At 40.3% G+C, this 20,212-nt stretch carries 22 protein-coding genes and 3 pseudogenes; 15 read left to right on the top strand and 10 right to left on the bottom strand.

Annotated features, from left to right (window positions below):
• Positions 1–15: 15 nt before the first annotated feature.
• Complete coding sequence (locus EJ994_RS13380; protein ID WP_126592943.1) at positions 16–630, top strand: hypothetical protein; 615 nt, start codon at positions 16–18, stop codon at positions 628–630.
• A gap of 15 nt (positions 631–645) precedes the next feature.
• Here EJ994_RS13380 and EJ994_RS13375 read toward each other — a convergent pair whose 3' ends face one another.
• Positions 646–1,713, bottom strand: coding sequence for a tyrosine-type recombinase/integrase (locus EJ994_RS13375; RefSeq protein ID WP_126592942.1), 1,068 nt, complete (start codon positions 1,711–1,713; stop codon positions 646–648).
• Positions 1,714–1,885: 172 nt separating this feature from the next.
• On the opposite strand from EJ994_RS13375, the gene EJ994_RS13370 reads away from it, so the two are divergent.
• The 3 genes from EJ994_RS13370 (at position 1,886) to EJ994_RS13360 (ending at position 4,237) form a co-directional block, all read left to right on the top strand.
• Positions 1,886–2,413 carry a hypothetical protein gene (locus EJ994_RS13370; protein WP_126592941.1) on the top strand — a complete coding sequence of 176 codons (528 nt, stop codon included), beginning with the start codon at positions 1,886–1,888 and terminating at the stop codon, positions 2,411–2,413.
• 292 nt (positions 2,414–2,705) lie between these two features.
• Positions 2,706–3,248 (top strand): DUF4304 domain-containing protein, encoded by a 543-nt coding sequence (locus EJ994_RS13365; RefSeq protein ID WP_126592940.1) that lies wholly within the window; start codon positions 2,706–2,708, stop codon positions 3,246–3,248.
• Between the two features lie 119 nt (positions 3,249–3,367).
• Positions 3,368–4,237: a hypothetical protein gene (locus tag EJ994_RS13360; protein WP_126592939.1), complete on the top strand. Its 870-nt coding sequence runs from the start codon at positions 3,368–3,370 to the stop codon at positions 4,235–4,237.
• A gap of 92 nt (positions 4,238–4,329) precedes the next feature.
• Here the strand turns inward: EJ994_RS13360 and EJ994_RS17545 are convergent, their stop codons facing one another.
• From EJ994_RS17545 to EJ994_RS17635, 3 genes and pseudogenes are all read right to left on the bottom strand, one after another.
• On the bottom strand, positions 4,330–5,103 hold the full coding sequence (locus EJ994_RS17545) for a transposase (protein ID WP_241240903.1): 774 nt from the start codon (positions 5,101–5,103) through the stop codon (positions 4,330–4,332).
• A gap of 34 nt (positions 5,104–5,137) precedes the next feature.
• Positions 5,138–5,545 (bottom strand): hypothetical protein, encoded by a 408-nt coding sequence (locus EJ994_RS17640; protein ID WP_241240912.1) that lies wholly within the window; start codon positions 5,543–5,545, stop codon positions 5,138–5,140.
• 69 nt (positions 5,546–5,614) lie between these two features.
• Positions 5,615–5,926, bottom strand: a pseudogene (locus tag EJ994_RS17635) (transposase); the annotation flags it as partial.
• A gap of 212 nt (positions 5,927–6,138) precedes the next feature.
• Here EJ994_RS17635 and EJ994_RS13350 point away from each other — a divergent pair.
• The 3 genes from EJ994_RS13350 (at position 6,139) to EJ994_RS13340 (ending at position 8,694) form a co-directional block, all read left to right on the top strand.
• Positions 6,139–6,570, top strand: a complete 432-nt coding sequence (locus tag EJ994_RS13350; protein WP_206507136.1) for a DUF5713 family protein — start codon at positions 6,139–6,141, stop codon at positions 6,568–6,570.
• Positions 6,571–6,792: 222 nt separating this feature from the next.
• A complete protein-coding gene (locus EJ994_RS13345) occupies positions 6,793–7,587 on the top strand; it encodes an abortive infection system antitoxin AbiGi family protein (protein WP_126592938.1) in 795 nt (264 codons plus the stop codon).
• Between the two features lie 147 nt (positions 7,588–7,734).
• Entirely contained in the window at positions 7,735–8,694 is a 960-nt protein-coding gene (locus EJ994_RS13340; protein ID WP_126592937.1) for a hypothetical protein, read from the top strand.
• A 92-nt stretch (positions 8,695–8,786) separates the two neighbouring features.
• On the opposite strand, the gene EJ994_RS17535 is transcribed toward EJ994_RS13340, so the two are convergent.
• The 4 genes and pseudogenes from EJ994_RS17535 to EJ994_RS17630 all read right to left on the bottom strand — a co-directional run.
• A complete protein-coding gene (locus EJ994_RS17535; RefSeq protein WP_206507134.1) occupies positions 8,787–9,674 on the bottom strand; it encodes a transposase in 888 nt (295 codons plus the stop codon).
• Positions 9,595–10,383: a transposase gene (locus EJ994_RS17530; RefSeq protein ID WP_206507133.1), complete on the bottom strand. Its 789-nt coding sequence runs from the start codon at positions 10,381–10,383 to the stop codon at positions 9,595–9,597. Before EJ994_RS17530 ends, EJ994_RS17535 begins: the two co-directional genes overlap by 80 nt.
• Before the next feature lie 332 nt (positions 10,384–10,715).
• Complete coding sequence (locus EJ994_RS13330) at positions 10,716–11,735, bottom strand: IS3 family transposase (protein WP_241240784.1); 1,020 nt, start codon at positions 11,733–11,735, stop codon at positions 10,716–10,718.
• A pseudogene (locus tag EJ994_RS17630) lies at positions 11,702–11,854 on the bottom strand (transposase); the annotation flags it as partial. The pseudogene EJ994_RS17630 and the gene EJ994_RS13330, both read right to left, overlap by 34 nt.
• 79 nt (positions 11,855–11,933) lie before the next feature.
• Between EJ994_RS17630 and EJ994_RS13325 the strand changes: the two are divergent.
• From EJ994_RS13325 to EJ994_RS13310, 4 genes are all read left to right on the top strand, one after another.
• Complete coding sequence (locus EJ994_RS13325; RefSeq protein WP_126592936.1) at positions 11,934–12,524, top strand: DUF4433 domain-containing protein; 591 nt, start codon at positions 11,934–11,936, stop codon at positions 12,522–12,524.
• A gap of 1 nt (position 12,525) precedes the next feature.
• Complete coding sequence (locus EJ994_RS13320; protein WP_126592935.1) at positions 12,526–13,569, top strand: macro domain-containing protein; 1,044 nt, start codon at positions 12,526–12,528, stop codon at positions 13,567–13,569.
• Between the two features lie 221 nt (positions 13,570–13,790).
• Positions 13,791–14,444 carry a hypothetical protein gene (locus EJ994_RS13315; protein WP_126590688.1) on the top strand — a complete coding sequence of 218 codons (654 nt, stop codon included), beginning with the start codon at positions 13,791–13,793 and terminating at the stop codon, positions 14,442–14,444.
• Positions 14,445–14,667: 223 nt separating this feature from the next.
• Positions 14,668–15,393 (top strand): hypothetical protein, encoded by a 726-nt coding sequence (locus EJ994_RS13310; protein WP_126592934.1) that lies wholly within the window; start codon positions 14,668–14,670, stop codon positions 15,391–15,393.
• A 93-nt stretch (positions 15,394–15,486) separates the two neighbouring features.
• Here EJ994_RS13310 and EJ994_RS17525 read toward each other — a convergent pair whose 3' ends face one another.
• Both EJ994_RS17525 and EJ994_RS17520 read right to left on the bottom strand, forming a co-directional pair.
• Positions 15,487–16,266 carry a transposase gene (locus EJ994_RS17525; protein ID WP_241240785.1) on the bottom strand — a complete coding sequence of 260 codons (780 nt, stop codon included), beginning with the start codon at positions 16,264–16,266 and terminating at the stop codon, positions 15,487–15,489.
• A gap of 28 nt (positions 16,267–16,294) precedes the next feature.
• Positions 16,295–17,083 (bottom strand): transposase, encoded by a 789-nt coding sequence (locus EJ994_RS17520; protein WP_206507131.1) that lies wholly within the window; start codon positions 17,081–17,083, stop codon positions 16,295–16,297.
• Between the two features lie 209 nt (positions 17,084–17,292).
• Here EJ994_RS17520 and EJ994_RS13300 point away from each other — a divergent pair, with 209 nt between their 5' ends.
• From EJ994_RS13300 to EJ994_RS13290, 4 genes and pseudogenes are all read left to right on the top strand, one after another.
• The gene (locus tag EJ994_RS13300; protein ID WP_126592933.1) at positions 17,293–18,009 is read left to right on the top strand and encodes a hypothetical protein; all 717 of its coding nucleotides are present in this window, start codon (positions 17,293–17,295) and stop codon (positions 18,007–18,009) included.
• A 15-nt stretch (positions 18,010–18,024) separates the two neighbouring features.
• Complete coding sequence (locus EJ994_RS13295) at positions 18,025–18,393, top strand: hypothetical protein (RefSeq protein WP_126592932.1); 369 nt, start codon at positions 18,025–18,027, stop codon at positions 18,391–18,393.
• Between the two features lie 418 nt (positions 18,394–18,811).
• A pseudogene (locus tag EJ994_RS17625) lies at positions 18,812–18,964 on the top strand (transposase); the annotation flags it as partial.
• A complete protein-coding gene (locus EJ994_RS13290; RefSeq protein ID WP_241240784.1) occupies positions 18,931–19,950 on the top strand; it encodes an IS3 family transposase in 1,020 nt (339 codons plus the stop codon). The pseudogene EJ994_RS17625 and the gene EJ994_RS13290, both read left to right, overlap by 34 nt.
• The last annotated feature ends 262 nt before the right edge of the window (positions 19,951–20,212 follow it).

The following is a 20,212-nucleotide window of genomic DNA, read 5'->3' as shown; positions in this document are numbered from 1 at the left end:
CAGGAAACTCAAAACATGGCGTTGAAAAGCACTTTTAAGGCAGATTTAAAAAAGGAACGGCAGTTGTTTCCGCTGCTAGACCGCATGTATACCTTACACCTAAAGCACTACCGCTTTGAGCGTATTTCCGCTTACGACCAGCAATTAAAGGGCATTGATGTTGTTTTTACCCATAAGACCACTGGCGAAAAGTATAGCATTGATGAGAAGGCACAGCTAGATTATATTAACGATGACCTACCCACTTTTGCCTTTGAAATCGAATATCAAAAAAAAGAACTGGTAAGGGAGGGTTGGCTTTTTGATACTGCCAAGAAAACCGATTTCTATGCGCTGGTCACCGCAATTTACGAGGATAGCCCCAATACCTTTACCTCTTGCAAAATTACTTTGGTGAACCGAAAAAAGTTACTTGCTTTCTTAGCATCCAAAGGCATTACAAGGCAGTCATTGGACCAAGTAATAAAAAAGCACCCGGGTAAGAGTGCCAAGCAAACACTAGCGCAACTACATGCTAAAAAGCAAGGCTATCTCTATTTTTCTAATCTGCAGAAAGCGGAAAAGCCCATAAACCTTATCTTAAAACTAGATTTTTTAACGGTCAACGGCATTGCCAAACGATTGGTCTAAACAACACCTTTAATGTTACATGGTATCTAGCGGACTTTGTACTTTAGATAGACTACGCGGAGATACCTTGGTATATACCTGTGTGGTCTTTATGCTATTATGCCCTAACAGCTCTTGAATAAAACGCATATCCGCGCCGGCCTCCAATAAATGTGTTGCATAACTGTGGCGTAGGCCATGAATACCGATTTTTTTACGAATGTTCGCTTTTTTCATGGCGAGCCTAAACATCTGCTGCAAGCTAGATTTTCCATACGGCCCACCATATTGACCTTCTAGAAGGTATGTTTTAGGTTTATAGGTTAAATAGTACTCCCGCAACTTGGGCAGAATAGATTTTGGCAAGGGCAGGTACCTGTCTTTTTTTCCTTTTGCCCCAACTACATGTACCACCATTCTTTTACTGTCTATATGCTCAATTTTTAAATTGACCACTTCAGAAACCCGAAGTCCCATACCGTAACATAGTTGAAGGGCTATTTTATGTTTTAGATTTTGGGTGACATTGAAAAGTTTTTTTACCTCGGTCTTACTCAGCATTTTTGGTAAACTAGCGGCCTTTTTAGGGCGGGGTATATCAAAGAACATCTTTGGTCTATGCAACACCTGTTCAAAATAGAACTTTACAGCGTTGATTTTACCGTTAAGCTTGCGTTCTCCCATTTTTTCTACACGGATACAGTATAAAAAATAATCCTTAAGCCGCTTAGGGTTCAAGTCCTGGACCGGATAATCGTCTAAAAGTTTGAGCAAATGGTAAAACTCCGCTAAATATATGGTAATGGTGCTCTTACTATAGTCTTTAAGTGTTAGCTGCTTATCTAGTGCACGGTAAGCATCCCGGTTTACCTCGTGTAGCCTTAACGCTTTACTTTCTAAGGTGTTCTTTTCCTCTAATTCTAATTCCCTTCTTACCGCTGGTAGATCGGGTAGGTACCATGATTTTTTACTAGCGCTCCATCTAGCGGAGGGAAACCGCTTTTTTAGAGCGAGTTTTAGCGCTGTGTTGAACGGAAATTGTACTAGGATAACATCTTTGCCCTTATGCTCATCGGGTTGTAAGGTATAGTCGGATAACCTCATACATTCATTTTATATAAATCGTGCATTAAATATACTTATAAACTTATATAAAATAACCGTACGTTTATCTTGTATTTGTATATTACTCAAGGGCTATTTGATATATTTTGTACCTTTTGGGAAATTATTAGATATACAGACTTATAAACGAGTTGACGTTAATTTTGAAAAAATGGAAAACAAGACAACAAAATTTATTTTAAAAACCATTTTACTATTCCCAATCGGGTTTGGATTTTGGACTCTTACAAACGGATTTGACCTGAATCAATGGATTATTCCGGTAATTGCAGGATTTGTAGGCTCGTTCGGTATCGTATTTTGGCAACTATTTGATTATGAAAAGTATGACGAAATTGAGTACGTGGACTTTTTGGAATCAAAACATTCTATAATCGTCGAGAACAGTAACGAAAACTGGAATGAAATAAATGAATTGATTAAAAATCCATTTACGAAATTAAAAATTCTTGAGAAAACAGAGAATACTTTGAAAGTTCAAATCGAGCGAAAATTTATGGATTCAATACTCACGGTAAACAAAACTCAAAATTATATAGTAATGGATATTGAGAAAAAATTTCTTGGTTTTTTACCAGATAATGCAGAAAATTATCGGACACTAAGAAAGCTTGCAAAGGAAGTAAAAGCATCTCAGAACCAAAGAAACAAAACGCTTTTGGATAGGAATCGAGCGTAACCGTTGCTCAGATGGACTTCTCATTCGAATGGAAAAGCAAAGCGAAATTCAAGAGAATCAGCTTACTCGAACGGAAAAAACTAACGCCAACAAAGCCTAAACGTAATGCGGACCTTAGAGATAAAACACCAAGGTCTGTGTATATTTATAATGTCGCTAAATCTTATGGATTTAGCTTTGGATAAGAAAAAATAAAACTAAACAATAAGCTTTAGCTTCGTGCACAGACGGAAACGAAAAGTTTCCTTGCCTCCGCACTACGCTTAGCCCAACCGTTGTAGTTAATGTAAAAATGACCAATCAGGAATTCAAAGAAGAGTTAGACCGACTTTTAAAACCTCATGGTTTTAAGAAAAAAGGAAACAAATGGACCGCGGAAACGGAGGAATTGGAAAAAGTAATTTACTTACAAAAATCTGATTATAGCAATCGCTACTATTTGAATTACGGTTATAATTTCAAGGACTTGGATTATAAGGAGGTTAGCATGCATATTTGGAATCGATTGGGTTCCAAAAAACGGAAAGAACGAAAGTTGATTTTCGATACATTGGATTTAACAAACTCAATGGACAAGACCGTTCGTAATCGAAATACTGAGTATTTTGTGAACGATTTATTGCTGCCTGTGATAAATTCTATAAATACAAAGACAGATATAGTAAAACATTTGGAATCACGCAGCCATTTAAATAATGTGTTTTTACCTGTAAAAAAACACTTAAATCTAGAAAACGCAGAAAACACTAACTACAACACAACCTATAAACAATACGGACTTAGGGCTTTATGCAAAGGTTTGTGTAATTTTATGAAGTCCGCAAAATCTTTTTGATTTTGCTTTAAACAAGGAAAAGAAAAAAAAACAAAAAGATTTTGCTATGTGCGTGACAGAAAGCAAACGCTAGTTTGCCCCCGTACTGTTCATAGCTCAACCGTTGTACTTAATTATAAATGAAACTTCAAGAAAAAATAGAAACCGTCGTAAAAACGGAGGAAATTCAAAGCGTATCCATCGATTTAGCCGAATCAGTCGTGGACCTTGCTCTTGATGATGGACTTTTAAGGGACATACCCCTAATAGGCTCCATTGTTGGACTATCAAAAGGGTATTTTACTATTAAAGACAGGTTATTAACTAAAAAACTTCTGTACTTTCTAACCGAACTGCAAACCATTCCATTAGAGGAAAGACAAAAACAAATTAAAAAGATAAACAGTTCGGAGAAATACGAATCAAGTGTTGGAGATAAGTTGCTCTTCGTGATTGACAAAGCCGAAGATTCAAGAATTGCATCGCTTATTGGAAAACTTTTTCGTTTAAACATCTTAAGTAAACTATCCTATAACACATTTATCAGTTGTACTCAAATAATCAATACTTCAAACATAGACCTAATTAGATTTCAATGCGTAACTAACCTTTTACATAAAGTTGAATTTAACGACGTTTCGGAAATCAATCTTCCCCATTACCTATCAGAACTGAATGGACTAAATACTAGTCAACTTCTTATATTGAGATGGGTGGTAATAAGAAATAACGAGACCTCAGATAATTTACGATTGAAGCCTTTCTACAATCTTTTAATGGAAGATTCTGAACTGGAGCAATCGGAAGAGGTTGTAATGTTTAAAAGCAACCTTTTTCAATTAGGTTTTAAGCACATTTTAGACCCAACTTCAGGTCTTAATACGATTCCTGATTTCCCCAAATCCGTAAGTCCTACAGAATATGCTTTTCAACTATTTAATGCTTATGGATTAGAGCAAATTGTTGAAATAGATATTGAGATAATAGATAAACTGTTGCGTAGAAAATAACTAAGTACAACAAAGGTAACCGTTGCACAAGCTTAAATTCTGAATGAAACAGCTCCGTTTAAGCCTTTTTAAGGGGCTTTTTTCATGTCGGCTCAGAAACGGAAGTCCAAATTCCGATGCGTCATGGAAGCTTGAAACAGGTTTTGGAGCACACTTTTGGCCAATGCCTTCAAAGCAAGCCGTCCCGCCCCGCTTTCTGCCAGTTTTCGTTCGAATTTCAGGTACTTCTTCAAATTGTAGGCGATGGCCGAGAGGTGCATCACCTTGTTGGCCTGTGCAAGGCCGATGGTGTTAATCTTGCGCATGCCCATGAACTGGGTCAGGGTACCGAAGACCGGTTCCACGGTACTCTGGCGTTTGCCCTTCATGTACCTCCCCTGTGGACTGTTGACCCTTTCGTTATTACGTTCGTATTCTTCCCGATAATAGGTCACCGAGAACTTCTTCTCCTGTGCACTCTTTCCCAGACACGTGCTACGTATAGGACAATCGGTACAGACATGCTTCCTTGCCCTGTATTCCTTCTTTTTCGTTCCCGTACGGTAGTCCTTGAACATCTTGGTGAAAGGGATCACCTTTCCTTGTGGACACAGATAATGGTCATGTTCCCCGATGTACTCGAACCCATCGGGGCCGCCCTTGTAGGTGCCGTGCGGTGGAATGAAACTCTTTAGCCCCTGCTGTTCCAGAAAGGCATAGTTCTCGCCCGAACTGTAGCCCGTGTCCGCTACGCAGTTTTCAAAAACCATACCCTGTTGCCATAACCTTCTTTGTAAGCGGTGTACGATATCCTGTAGCTGTTGATTGTCCTTTCCGTCCGCATGGTACGCCCTGATATCGGTGATCACGTGGTTCGCCGTGTCCACGCTCAATTGGGAGAGGTAGTTCAGCTTCCGCGCCTTACCGGGCTTTACGCTTATCCTGGCATCGGGATCCGTGGGACTGTCTTGCCTCCGACGAGCGAAGCGAGAGGAAGGCATTGTTGCTCGTGTATTTCGACCCCTTGTTCCCGGCACCGGGACGTTGATCTTGGTCTTTTGCCCATCTCTTGTTACGGCCCTTTATCGCGTCAAGTTCCCTCTTGCTCGCAGTAATACCCCGTTGACCTTCATCCGATTTATCGTTCTTGGATTTACGGTGGGGTCCTTCTCTGTCCATTGAACTGATCGCACGTATCTTTTTCAGATGCTCCTCCAAATCCTCTTCGGGCACCTTCAGCTCCAAGGTATCCATACTTGCGTTCGCCTTTACAGGGGCCGAATCGATCGCCTGCGTATGGCCGCTCACCATACCCCTCTCCACGCACATGGACAGAATATTGGTGAACGCCTCCTCGAAAACGGACTCCGGGAACAGTTGACGGGTCCTGCTTATGGTGCTGTGCCAGGGCAGCTCCTCATCGATGTCATAGCCAATGAAAAATAGGATGTCCAAGCGCATAGAACAATGGTCGATAAGCTTGCGGTCGCTGATGATGTTCTCCAGATAGCCCACCAAACACAGCTTGAAGAAAACCACCGGGTCGATGCTCTTCTGGCCGCTCTCCCCATAATATCCCTTGGTCAACCGATAGAGGAAATCCAGATCGATTGTACCTCTTAAGCGTCTATAAAAATTGTCCTTTGGTATACGTTCGCTGAGCTGGAAGCTCGCGAACAGCTTTTCCTGGTAGTCCTTCTTTCCCTGCATACCTAAAGTTACGATCCATCTCACGATCGGCAATGATTACGACCCGTTTTTTTCCTAACTTGTGCAACAGGCACACCGTGTATAATTCATTGCTAGTACTCGCCTACTTAAGAAAATCCTCGCGGATTTTCTATTCGGTTTGTATTTGCTAAATTAGTTGCTGAAACACGCAACGAAATCATACACAAACACGTTAGAGCAAATTTAAAAAAATGAAAAAAACACTTTACATATTATTAATTCTATTGATTACCGCCTGCAACTTTGGAAAATCACAAAATTCGAATAATGGAATGATTAAACAAACCGAATTGACTAATGTAAAACTAAAAGATTATGGATTTTTAGATTGTATGTATAGAGACTCCTATTTTCCAAAATTTCTCGTGGACAAGTGTAAAAATATACTAGTAAATATGTGTGGGACTATCGAAACGGAAACGCCTGAAAATTTAGAAGAACTCTATAAAATAACACAAAGTGCTACTGATAAATTAAATGATTTGGAAGACGAATTTTTTGAAAATAATAGCGAAATTGAAACTGGAGCAAGAGAATGTTTAGGAGCTAATTTTGCATATATTTCTGAAGCTTATGGATTTGACGCTGATGTAGAAGAGTTAATCGCCACAAGAAACTGGTAAGAAAACTTGCTCTAACACAGCCTAAACGTAATGCGGACTTTAGGTCTAAATCTAAAGGTCTGTGCATATTTATGAAGTCGCTAAATCTTATGGATTTAGCTTTGGACAAGAAAAAATAAAACTAAACAATAAGCTTTAGCTTCGTGCTAAGACGGAAACGAAAAGTTTACTTGTCTCCGCACTACGCTTAGCCCAACCGTTAGCTGTAATTTGAAAAACCATATGGATTATTGGGTAGATACTGATAGAATTTTTGAGCCTGGGGAAAGAGATAGTTTCCCACTTATACATATGACCCAAAATTGGGAAATCTTAGAATTGATTTTAACTGAAGGACTGAAACCAAGTTATTGTAAAGAGAATATAACCAATAACAAAGAAAACAAAGGAGCTTGTTTTCCTATGATTAGCACTTCGAATGTTGACTCTGATTTTGCAATTTCTTATCAAAAATCGTACGGTACTCTAGGTATAATTTTGAGCAAAAAATGGGGGGAAGAAAATGATTTCAATCCTGTTTTATACCTCGAACGAACATCAGATTTGACCAATGATATAATTGGTAATTTCAAAGACATTACCACAACATCTAAAGATGAATTAGAAAATGCCTTGAATGGTGTAAAGATTGACCACAAAAGTTTGCTAACTAAACAGCAAATAAAGATTTTCGCTCACTCAAAAAATTATGATGGAATTTTAGTTCGTAATAATACTTTGATGGCAGAAAAATATCCATATGGTATGGAAAGAGAGTGGCGAAAAATAATTCAACAGGAAAAAGTACCTTACTTTCTTGTTGGTGAGGATATGGACAAAAAAGCAGATTTTAACGAATTGATAAAAGACTTAAGAGTCGATTTTTCAATTGACCATCTACTCGGAGTAATTGTCGAAAGTGATTGGCAAGTCGAAAGGGTAAAAGAAATTATAAATAAAAAATTTAATTTAAAGGAGTTTCCTGAAAGCATAAAAATCAAAATTAATCCAGCTAGACACGTGCCAGATGAAGGATAAAAAACTACAGCTAACAGTGTATAACCGCAATTACGGCGGATTCGACTACGTCCGAATCCACTAGGAATTGCTAAAGTCTGTGCTAAACCGAAAATTAACGCATATTAACCCGTAACTGACTGTTATACGAGACCGTTGTGCACAATTATGACCAAGCCACAAAACATTATAGCCCAAATAAGAATTAACGTTAGAAAGAAACCATGGAAATGTTTAGTTGATGGTTGCGAAACAACTGCGATAAACTCACACTTAATCCAACAGAATGGACTTTTGAGCAATATTGCAACTAATGGTCACTTAATTGAATTAAAACTCATTGACGCCTATAAATGGACTAAAAATCAGCTACCAATTCAATTTAAAAAAGTTGGAATAAAACAAGCACTTTCTCACAAGGTTTTCTGCAATAAACATGATACTAGTATTTTCGAACCTATTGAAAATAATGAGACAGATTTTAAGTCTTATCAGTCATTTTTATTGTTTAGTTATAGAGCTGCCTGTGCAGAAATCAGAAAAAAATTAATAATAATTGAACAACATAATCGCCTAATTAATTCAAGTAATTTATCTGGCAAAATTGACAAAGAAACATTAGCGGGAATAATTCGGGGTAATGAACTTGGAATCAAAGATTTAAGATTTCTTAAAAACGAATTAGAGCAGGAAATAAAAAGTAATTCTGAAAAATTCACCTTTTTCTCATTTAGTTACCCGAAGATTGATTTATATGCTTCAGCACTCTTCAGTACTACGGACATTGGATTTGAAAGAGATGATGAAAATTTGGACGTTCAAAATATCTATGTACATATACTACCATTAGAATCGGAAACTCTAATTCTCATTGGTTATCATAATAGTTATTCTTCAAAAGCAATTGAAAACTATTGTAAATCATGGAAAGGTTTGGACGAAAAAAATTTAGAACAAAAACTAACGAGTTTAATAGTAACGAATATAGAAAACTGGGGGCTTTCTCCTGAATTATATTCCAATCTAAGTAAAAGGAATATTTCAAAATACATCGACACATTCAGAGATAATGCACACTACTTCGGAATCGATAAGCCCGTGGATTTTAATCTGTTTGAAAAAAAATAACTGTGCACAACAAAGGTAACCGTTGCACAAGCTTAAATTCTGAATGAAACAGCTCCGTTTAAGCCTTTTTAAGGGGCTTTTTTCATGTCGGCTCAGAAACGGAAGTCCAAATTCCGATGCGTCATGGAAGCTTGAAACAGGTTTTGGAGCACACTTTTGGCCAATGCCTTCAAAGCAAGCCGTCCCGCCCCGCTTTCTGCCCGTTTTCGTTCGAATTTCAGGTACTTCTTCAAATTATAGGCGATGGCCGAGAGGTGCATCACCTTGTTGGCCTGTGCAAGGCCGATGGTGTTAATCTTGCGCATGCCCATGAACTGGGTCAGGGTACCGAAGACCGGTTCCACGGTACTCTGGCGTTTGCCCTTCATGTACCTCCCCTGTGGACTGTTGACCCTTTCGTTATTACGTTCGTATTCTTCCCGATAATAGGTCACCGAGAACTTCTTCTCCTGTGCACTCTTTCCCAGACACGTGCTACGTATCGGACAATCGGTACAGACATGCTTCCTTGCCCTGTATTCCTTCTTTTTCGTTCCCGTACGGTAGTCCTTGAACATCTTGGTGAAAGGGATCACCTTTCCTTGTGGACACAGATAACGGTCGTGTTCCCCGATGTACTCGAACCCATCGGGACCGCCCTTGTAGGTGCCGTGGGGCGGAATGAAACTCTTCAGTCCCATGGTCTCCAGAAAAGCATAGTTCTCGCCCGAACTGTAGCCCGTGTCCGCTACGCAGTTTTCAAAAACCATACCCTGTTGCCATAACCTTCTTTGTAAGCGGTGTACGATATCCTGTAGCTGTTGATTGTCCTTTCCGTCCGCATGGTACGCCCTGATGTCGGTGATCACATGGTGCGCCGTGTCCACGCTCAATTGGGAGAGGTAGTTCAGCTTCCGCGCCTTACCGGGCTTTACGCTTATCCTGGCATCGGGGTCCGTGGGACTGTCTTGCCTCCGACGAGCGAAGCGAGAGGAAGGCATTGTTGCTCGTGTATTTCGACCCCTTGTTCCCGGCACCGGGACGTTGGTCCTGGTCTTTTGCCCATCTCTTGTTACGGCCCTTTATCGCGTCAAGTTCCCTCTTGCTCGCAGTAATACCCCGTTGACCTTCATCCGATCTATCGTTCTTGGATTTACGGTGGGGTCCTTCTCTGTCCATTGAACTGATCGCACGTATCTTTTTCAGATGCTCCTCCAAATCCTCTTCGGGCACCTTCAGCTCCAAGGTATCCATACTTGCGTTCGCCTTTACAGGGGCCGAATCGATCGCCTGCGTATGGCCGCTCACCATACCCCTCTCCACGCACATGGACAGAATATTGGTGAACGCCTCCTCGAAAACGGACTCCGGGAACAGTTGACGGGTCCTGCTTATGGTGCTGTGCCAGGGCAGCTCCTCATCGATGTCATAGCCAATGAAAAATAGGATGTCCAAGCGCATAGAACAATGGTCGATAAGCTTGCGGTCGCTGATGATGTTCTCCAGATAGCCCACCAAACACAGCTTGAAGAAAACCACCGGGTCGATGCTCTTCTGGCCGCTCTCCCCATAATATCCCTTGGTCAACCGATAGAGGAAATCCAGATCGATTGTACCTCTTAAGCGTCTATAAAAATTGTCCTTTGGTATACGTTCGCTGAGCTGGAAGCTCGCGAACAGCTTTTCCTGGTAGTCCTTCTTTCCCTGCATACCTAAAGTTACGATCCATCTCACGATCGGCAATGATTACGACCCGTTTTTTTCCTAACTTGTGCAACAGGCACAATGGCTATAAGTAATTGCTTGTTATCGCCTACTTCTGAATCCCGAAGCGTCGGGACTCGCTGATTTTCAGCTTAGTGTGTACTTGCTAAATTAGTTGCTGAAACAGGCAACGAAATCATACACAAAACCGTTGTCACACATACTGAAAAATATCCATCTAGCTAGAAAATATTTTTAAAATACTTACCTTGTTCAATAAAGAGAATTTGATTCTGATTAATGGATTTAAATAAGGTATATATGTAGCCTTACCCTTTTTAGGACATCGCTAAATTCATAAAAATATCTTTATCGTTGACCGTTTCGGGGAAGAATTCTTCCCCGAAACGGTCTTTATACTCTCTCGGTGGCATATCTCCCAATGATGAATGTGGGTGCCGCGTATTGTAATCCTTTTTCCATTTATCGGTCAATGTCCTGATCTGGTGCAGGTCGTTGAACCAGTAGGCATCAAGTACGTCCTCCCTGTAAAACCTGTTGAGCCTTTCCATGTAACCGTTCTGCATCGGCTTGCCCGGTTGTATGAACCTTAGTTCCACTCTTTTTCCCTTGCACCACGCCGCCAAGGTCTTCGAGATGAACTCGGGACCGTTGTCACAGCGTATCGTCTTTGGAAGCCCTACTTCCTCTTCCAGATACTCCAAGGTCTCCACGACCTTTCTTGCCGGATAGTTCAGACCTATATCCATGGCCAGTGCCTCACGGTTACAATCGTCCATGACGTTGAACACCCTTACTTTCCTTCCATCGGAGAGAACGTCCGACATGAAGTCCATACTCCATACCTCATTGAGCGCCGTAGGGGCCTCCAATGGGTTCTTTACCCTTGCGGGCAGTCTTTTCTTATGTTTTCTGCGCAGCTTCAGGTTCATCTTCCTGTAAACCCGAAGTACACGTTTCCTGTTCCATTTATGGCCTTCGCGACGAAGCCGTTTATAGTACACCTCGAAACCCCTTGTCGGCAGTTCTTCCGCCAACCTCGATAGCGCGTCGATCACTTCCGTATCGTTCTTTTTGGTATGGTAGTACCACATCGAACGGGCAAGCCCGATCACTTGGCAGGAACGCGATACACGGACCGAATAGGCATCCTGAAGGTACTTGGCACGGTGCTTCTTGTCGGAAGGCCCTAGAACTTTTTTGACAGTACGTCCTTGAGCATGCGCACGTCCAGGCTTACGTCGGCGTACATCTGTTTGAGCTTGCGGTTCTCCTCCTCGAGCTCTTTGAGACGTTTCATGTGCGTGACTTCCATTCCGCCATATTTCTTGCGCCAATAATAAAAGGTGCTCTTGTCGATGCCCAGTTCGCGGGATACATCCCCGACACTACGGCCCTGTTCGTTCTCTTTCAAGGCCTTGATGATCTGGCTCTCGGTAAACTTGCTTTTTTTCATGTGACAGTTAAAATTTAAAGTTAGAAAATTCTAATTTTAAGCTGTCCTATTTTTAGGGAAGGCTACATATATTTATAGAATGACTCACATTGAGAATATTCCGCATATTATTAAAAACGGAATAACTCATAAGAAATCAGAACATTCGAATAAGACTTATAAATCAATCGGAGACAATAGTTTGATTGGCACCAGAGATACATTTGAAATGCCGAATGGAGAACTACTTGGAGATTACATCCCATTTTATTTAGGATTGCGAACACCAATGCTTTATGTCATTCAAAATGGTTATAATGGAGTTACATCCTTACATCCGAGTAAAATTGTTTATTGTGTAAGCAGTATTCAAAGAATAATCGAAAAAGAAATTGACTTTGTTTATACAGATGGACACGCAACTGATAGCTTTACAAAATATTACACTCCTGCTGATATAGATGAAGTTGAAAATCAAGTTGATTTCAATGCCACAAAAGCAAAATTTTGGAAAGATGATAATGACCTTGATTTGAAAAGGAGAAAAGAAGCTGAATTTTTAATCAAACAAAATTTGGGATATAATGATATCTTAGGTTTTGCAGTTTATAATGATGAAGCAAAAAATCAACTCTTAGAATTTGGAATAAATACGAAAAAATTAGCCACCAAACCGTCTCTATACTTTTAATATGATAAAATACGTAACAGGAAATTTATTTGATAGTAAAGCAGAAGCACTTGTTAATACGGTTAATACTGTCGGTGTAATGGGAAAAGGTATCGCATTACAATTCAAGAAGCTATTTCCAAACAATTACAAAATATATAAGGATCTTTGTGATAATAAAGAATTTCACATAGGACAATTATTAGTAGTAAGTGACCAAAATGTAATAACAGGAGAAAAAACAATCATAAATTTTCCAACTAAAAAGCATTGGAAAAGTCCTTCCGAATATGAATTTATTGAAAAAGGATTAGAAGAACTTAAAAAAGTTATTAAAGAGAAGAAGATTCAATCTATTGCCTTACCGCCATTAGGTAGCGGCAATGGAGGACTACAATGGTTTAGGGTAAAGGAAATCATCTCTAACAAGCTTTCAGAGGTTGAGAACTGCCAAGTTATCGTATATGAACCAAATGCAAATGTCAAAGAAGTATTAAACAAAGAACGTGTCAAATTAACACCCGCAAGAGCAATGTTACTCTTTATGTTATTTGAACTAGTGAAAAATGGAGAATTTGTTTCAGAATTTGCTAGTGAAAAACTTTGTTATTTTCTGCAAAGATTCGGAGCACAAGAGCATTTCAAATTAAATTATTCGCCAAATTTCTATGGTCCATATTCTGGAAAGGTAAAACACGTATTGAATTACCTTAATGGAAGTTATGTAATGGGTTATGCGGGAAAAGACAAGAAACCATTTGAACAACTTAACTTACTTGTTGATTCTGAACAAGCAGTTGATGATTACATAAAAAAGAATAAAGAACTTCTGGAAATAGTAATCAATACAAGGGAATTTCTAACTGGCTTCTATTCATCTTTCGGATTAGAATTACTTTCTACAGTAGATTATATCGCTCGAACAAATAAGACTTTAGACAAAGATGAAATAAAGAAAGAACTTAGTAATTGGAGCGACAGAAAAAAAACTCTCTTTTCTGATGATAGATTTGTAGACATATCTATTAATCACTTGAAAAAATCTGACTTGTTAATGGAGGCGTAGAAAAGTACGTGTGACAACAATGGCTATAGCAAATAGGGTGGTAAGTGCTGAATTCATTGGCTCATACGTGTTTGCAAAGTCCGCAAAATCTTTGGGATTTTGCTTTGTCCGAAAAAAAAGAAAAAACAAAACCCAAAGGTTTTGCTAAGTGCTTGGGGGAAAGGTAATCGCTTGTCCCCTGCCCTACTTGCCATAGCCCAACCGTTGCCACCAATTATAAAATGACGAAAAAGGAAATCTACGAAAAAGCAAATAATGTTATTGGAATTGAAGGTATGTCAGGTAATGAACGCCTTTTTACCAGTGGATTAATGGACCTTTTTGATGCATCGAAAAAGAAGGATAAGTACACTGCAAGAATAATTTTAGAAGCACTAAAATTTGATGAACTTTCAATAGGTAGAATGGTTGGATACTCAACTGACTCTCTAAAATATCCAAACCCTTGGGACTTTCCAAATGAAAACTCAAACGGACAAGTGGACGAAAAAAAAGGGACATTAGAGTACACAAACCTTGTGGAAATTGGAATGGGGGCGCCGATTGGAGGAATCTGTAAACTTTCCTCCATTGAATTGGATAATGTTCTTATAGATAAATGGTGCGGAGGGCCAGCTATCTGGACTCGAAACGGATTGAAAGTGGCGATTCCGATTTGGGAAAAGAATTTCTTTCATGGGACATTTCAGAAAATCGTAATTGTAGATTTGAAAAAGCATACATTGACTAAATACAAAAAGAAATTTCGGGTATTAGATTTAAGGTCATTTAGTGGAGATTTTATTGTTGGATTTGATAGTCCGGTTCATAAAATGAAAAAGCTTGAATTTAACTATCTCACAGAGCCGGTTGAAAAGGTGAGGGGGATAAAATAACTGGTGGCAACAATACCTATAGCAAATAGGGCAAAAATGCTATATTTAAAGGCTTGGGCGTGTTTGCTAAGTCCGCCAAATCTTTTGGATTTGGCAATTAAAAAAGAAAAAATAATTACAAAACAAAAAGCTCTGGCTCGCAGACCAGACGGAAACGAAAAGTTTCCTTGCCTGCCCTACTTGCCATAGCCGAACCGTTAGGTGCAATTATAAAAAATAATCAATGTTCCCAGAAAAATTTGGTTTTAATTCTCATTTATACAACTTATGGGAGATTTACGAAGGAATAAAATCATTTTATCCCATCGGAGTTCCTCAAGGAGAAGGCGTGGGAATATTTTTCGAGTATGCTGGACTGAAAAAACTTGAAGAGATAATAGTGGAGAATATTCATGACGAAAAAAACTTTCAAAAACGTTGGACGAATTACACCGATGAGCTGAAAAAATTGATGAAAAAAAATATAATTGGAACTACATATGGGCAAGCACCGAGTTTTAGTTCTTCGATTATCATCGAACAAAATTTAATTGGAACTTGTACCCATTTAAAAGAGTTGCATTTTGCAATAAGCTTTGTAGGGAACTTTTTTACAATTTATGGTTTGGACTCAACGCGAATATTGGATGAAATAGGAGATTATAAAGGGTATCACGCAGCAAATGTTGTTACAGCTTCACCATTTAAGGAGTTTGAAAAAGACTTTATATTACTTGAAAGTAATATCAGAAAAAGATATCCAAATCATAAAATGGTTCCTTATGCGTTCGGACAGCAAGTAATGGACGGACTTCAAGTTAGGTATAGCGATGCAGATGTTTGTACTATTCAAATGGCTTTATTTAACGACATAATTCAACCGAGAAACAATTTCCGATTTACTCAAGGACACGTAGTTGACCATACTAGAGGAGATGTATATTATGGACTTGATGACTGGAAAAAATAACTGCACCTAACACAGGTAACCGTTGCACAAGCCTGTGATTTTCAAAATACAGATTGAATACAAGTCCCTTTAAGGGGCTTTTTTCTTGTCGGCTCAGAAACGGAAGTCCAAATTCCGATGCGTCATGGAAGCTTGAAACAGGTTTTGGAGCACACTTTTGGCCAATGCCTTCAAAGCAAGCTGTCCCGCCCCGCTTTCTGCCCGTTTTCGTTCGAATTTCAGGTACTTCTTCAAATTATAGGCGATGGCCGAAAGGTGCATCACCTTGTTGGCCTGTGCAAGGCCGATGGTATTTATCTTTCGTAGCCCCATGAACTGTGTGAGCGTGCCGAACACGGGCTCGACCGTACTTTGCCGCTTGCCCTTCATGTACCTGCCCTGCGGGCTTTCGACCCTTGCTATGTTCCTTTCGTACTCACCACGGTAATAGGTAACGCTGAACTTCTTCTCCTGTGCACTCTTTCCCAGGCACCGTTCCCGTACGGGGCAGCCCAGACAGACATGTTTCCGCGCACGGTACTCCTTCTTCTTTGTCCTGGTGCGACCGTCAAGGAAAACCTTGGTGAAGGGGATTACCTTTCCTTGTGGACACAGATAATGGTCATGTTCCCCGATATACTCGAACCCATCGGGGCCGCCCTTGTAGGTGCCGTGGGGTGGAATGAAACTCTTTAGCCCCTGCTGTTCCAGAAAGGCATAGTTCTCGCCCGAACTGTAGCCCGTGTCCGCTACGCAGTTTTCAAAAACCATACCCTGTTGCCATAACCTTCTTTGTAAGCGGTGTACGATATCCTGTAGCTGTTGATTGTCCTTTCCGTCCGCATGGTACGCCCTGATGTCGGTGATCACATGGTGCGCGGTATCGACGCTCAATTGGGAGAGGTAGTTCAGCTTCCGCGCCTTACCGGGCTTTACGCTTATCCTGGCATCGGGATCCGTGGGACTGTCTTGCCTCCGACGAGCGAAGCGAGAGGAAGGCATTGTTGCTCGTGTATTTCGACCCCTTGTTCCCGGCACCGGGACGTTGATCTTGGTCTTTTGCCCATCTCTTGTTACGGCCCTTTATCGCGTCAAGTTCCCTCTTGCTCGCAGTAATACCCCGTTGACCTTCATCCGATCTATCGTTCTTGGATTTACGGTGGGGTCCTTCTCTGTCCATTGAACTGATCGCACGTATCTTTTTCAGATGCTCCTCCAAATCCTCTTCGGGCACCTTCAGCTCCAAGGTATCCATACTTGCGTTCGCCTTTACAGGGGCCGAATCGATCGCCTGCGTATGGCCGCTCACCATACCCCTCTCCACGCACATGGACAGAATATTGGTGAACGCCTCCTCGAAAACGGACTCCGGGAACAGTTGACGGGTCCTGCTTATGGTGCTGTGCCAGGGCAGCTCCTCATCGATGTCATAGCCAATGAAAAATAGGATGTCCAAGCGCATAGAACAATGGTCGATAAGCTTGCGGTCGCTGACGATGTTCTCCAGATAGCCCACCAAACACAGCTTGAAGAAAACCACCGGGTCGATGCTCTTCTGGCCGCTCTCCCCATAATATCCCTTGGTCAACCGATAGAGGAAATCCAGATCGATTGTACCTCTTAAGCGTCTATAAAAATTGTCCTTTGGTATACGTTCGCTGAGCTGGAAGCTCGCAAACAGCTTTTCCTGGTAGTCCTTCTTTCCCTGCATACCTAAAGTTACGATCCATCTCACGATCGGCAATGATTACGACCCGTTTTTTTCCTAACTTGTGCAACAGGCACAATGGCTATAAGTAATTGCTTGTTATCGCCTACTTACGAAAGTCCTCGCGGACTTTCTATCTGTGATTTATTTGCTAAATTTAGTGCTTAAACACGCAACGAAATCATACACTAGACCGTTAGGCGCAATTATAAATGAACTACTACTCCTTAAAATTAAGACTTTGGGACACCTCTATTTTAGACGAGCACTCGGATGGGCCAAAAGTATATCCACAAGCCAATGGAGATAGAATATCAAATAACAACGGGTATTTATCAAAAGGAGGGAATTTCGGAAAGATTTTTTTTGAAAACGTGGTAGATAACGCTCCTGTCTTTGATTATTTTCATCTTTACAGTTTGTCTTATCAAAAAGAATATGATTGGATTCTGCTGGATGCGTATTCCTATATTGGACAGAATGTTCCTTCATGCAGAGGTTTTTTAATTTCAGAAAGATTGAAAAATATGCTAGAACAATTTGAAATATCAAAACCCTTCCGCTTTTACAAGAGTAAACTAATGTTCCATGGTAAAAAACTACCATACTATATTTTTCACCTCGCCCAAAATGAATGGAATAATTTAATATTTGAAAGTTCTAAGTATTTTGAATTAAACGAAAATGGAAATCTTACCCAATTATCAGTTTCTGTTAGAAATCGAAAAGAATTTAAATTTCTATTTAAAGAATCTAAAAACAAACAACTGATATGGAAATTAAAATTAAAACAACATTCAGATATATTTTATTTCCCCTTTATTGATAAAGGTGGCTATGTGATTTCTGAAAAATTAAAAAATAGAATTAACGAATTAGGTTTTAAAGGTTTTCAGATAACTAAATTGGATAAAGTTGAATTCTTATGATAAAGTATTCGAAATATGAATAATCGGACTGAAATAACAAAATCAAAGAAATTTACCTCTGGTCCATTCGCAATAACCGACATACATAACGGTGGTAACGTATTTGCAACAATATACTTAGTAGAACTTGAATTTGATAACCAAAATAACGTCGTTTTAAAGACTATCTTGGTTAAGGAGGGGCTCTCTGAATGGAATCAATCAGTTAAAAAACTTGATGTAAAAGGAAAGTGCTTTGAAAACAGCAAACATCTGGAGCTAAAAATGTTTGATATTGAGGGTAATAAGTGTGACGGTTATTTAGAAATAAAAAACGATTACTTATTTGGGGAATTTTATTATGAAAATGAAAAATCGCCAAAATCGTTTGCTTTTAGAGTTTAAAGACCATTTAGCCAGCTTTCTCAGAGTGTTAAATATACTGAGCAGACTATCGGAAAGAATTAGCATCCTAGAAAATAACTGCGCCTAACAAAACCTATAAACAATACGGGCTTAGGGCTTAATCGCAAGGTTTGTGTAGTTTTATGAAGTCCGCAAAATCTTTGGGATTTTGCTTTTTAGCGGGACAAAGAAAAAAAGAAAACCAAAAGATTTCGCTATGTGCGTGGCGGAAAGCAAACGCTAGTTTGTTCCCGTACTGTTCATAGCTCAACCGTTATGTGCAATAACTTCTCTTTACATGTAGCCTTCCCTAAAAATGTAGTCTTACCCGTTTTGTAGCCTTACCCGTTTTGTAGCCTTCCCTAAAAATAGGACAGCTTAAAATTAGAATTTTCTAACTTTAAATTTTAACTGTCACATGAAAAAAAGCAAGTTTACCGAGAGCCAGATCATCAAGGCCTTGAAAGAGAACGAACAGGGCCGTAGTGTCGGGGATGTATCCCGCGAACTGGGCATCGACAAGAGCACCTTTTATTATTGGCGCAAGAAATATGGCGGAATGGAAGTCACGCACATGAAACGTCTCAAAGAGCTCGAGGAGGAGAACCGCAAGCTCAAACAGATGTACGCCGACGTAAGCCTGGACGTGCGCATGCTCAAGGACGTACTGTCAAAAAAGTTCTAGGGCCTTCCGACAAGAAGCACCGTGCCAAGTACCTTCAGGATGCCTATTCGGTCCGTGTATCGCGTTCCTGCCAAGTGATCGGGCTTGCCCGTTCGATGTGGTACTACCATACCAAAAAGAACGATACGGAAGTGATCGACGCGCTATCGAGGTTGGCGGAAGAACTGCCGACAAGGGGTTTCGAGGTGTACTATAAACGGCTTCGTCGCGAAGGCCATAAATGGAACAGGAAACGTGTACTTCGGGTTTACAGGAAGATGAACCTGAAGCTGCGCAGAAAACATAAGAAAAGACTGCCCGCAAGGGTAAAGAACCCATTGGAGGCCCCTACGGCGCTCAATGAGGTATGGAGTATGGACTTCATGTCGGACGTTCTCTCCGATGGAAGGAAAGTAAGGGTGTTCAACGTCATGGACGATTGTAACCGTGAGGCACTGGCCATGGATATAGGTCTGAACTATCCGGCAAGAAAGGTCGTGGAGACCTTGGAGTATCTGGAAGAGGAAGTAGGGCTTCCAAAGACGATACGCTGTGACAACGGTCCCGAGTTCATCTCGAAGACCTTGGCGGCGTGGTGCAAGGGAAAAAGAGTGGAACTAAGGTTCATACAACCGGGCAAGCCGATGCAGAACGGTTACATGGAAAGGCTCAACAGGTTTTACAGGGAGGACGTACTTGATGCCTACTGGTTCAACGACCTGCACCAGATCAGGACATTGACCGATAAATGGAAAAAGGATTACAATACGCGGCACCCACATTCATCATTGGGAGATATGCCACCGAGAGAGTATAAAGACCGTTTCGGGGAAGAATTCTTCCCCGAAACGGTCAACGATAAAGATATTTTTATGAATTTAGCGATGTCCTAAAAAGGGTAAGGCTACAAAACGGGTAAGGCTACAAGTAAGAGAAACCGCTTTAACAAGTATCTGCTTTACGCTATTGACAAGATTGTACTTGTAGTTATCGGTATTATGATTACCCTTCAGATTACTAATCGGAATGGAAAACGAAAAAACTTGGCAGAAGAACAATTGATCTTAAGACAACCATACAACATTTTATTCAAACTCCCGACGCCTTTACCTGATAATCAAGAATGAAAATGCTTCCAAGCTTGGCTCCAAAACT

This window comes from Maribacter sp. MJ134 (assembly GCF_003970695.1).
Taxonomy (GTDB): Bacteria; Bacteroidota; Bacteroidia; order Flavobacteriales; family Flavobacteriaceae; genus Maribacter.
Note: the sequence above shows the minus strand (reverse complement) of the source record. Positions and strands in the feature narration are given on the sequence as shown.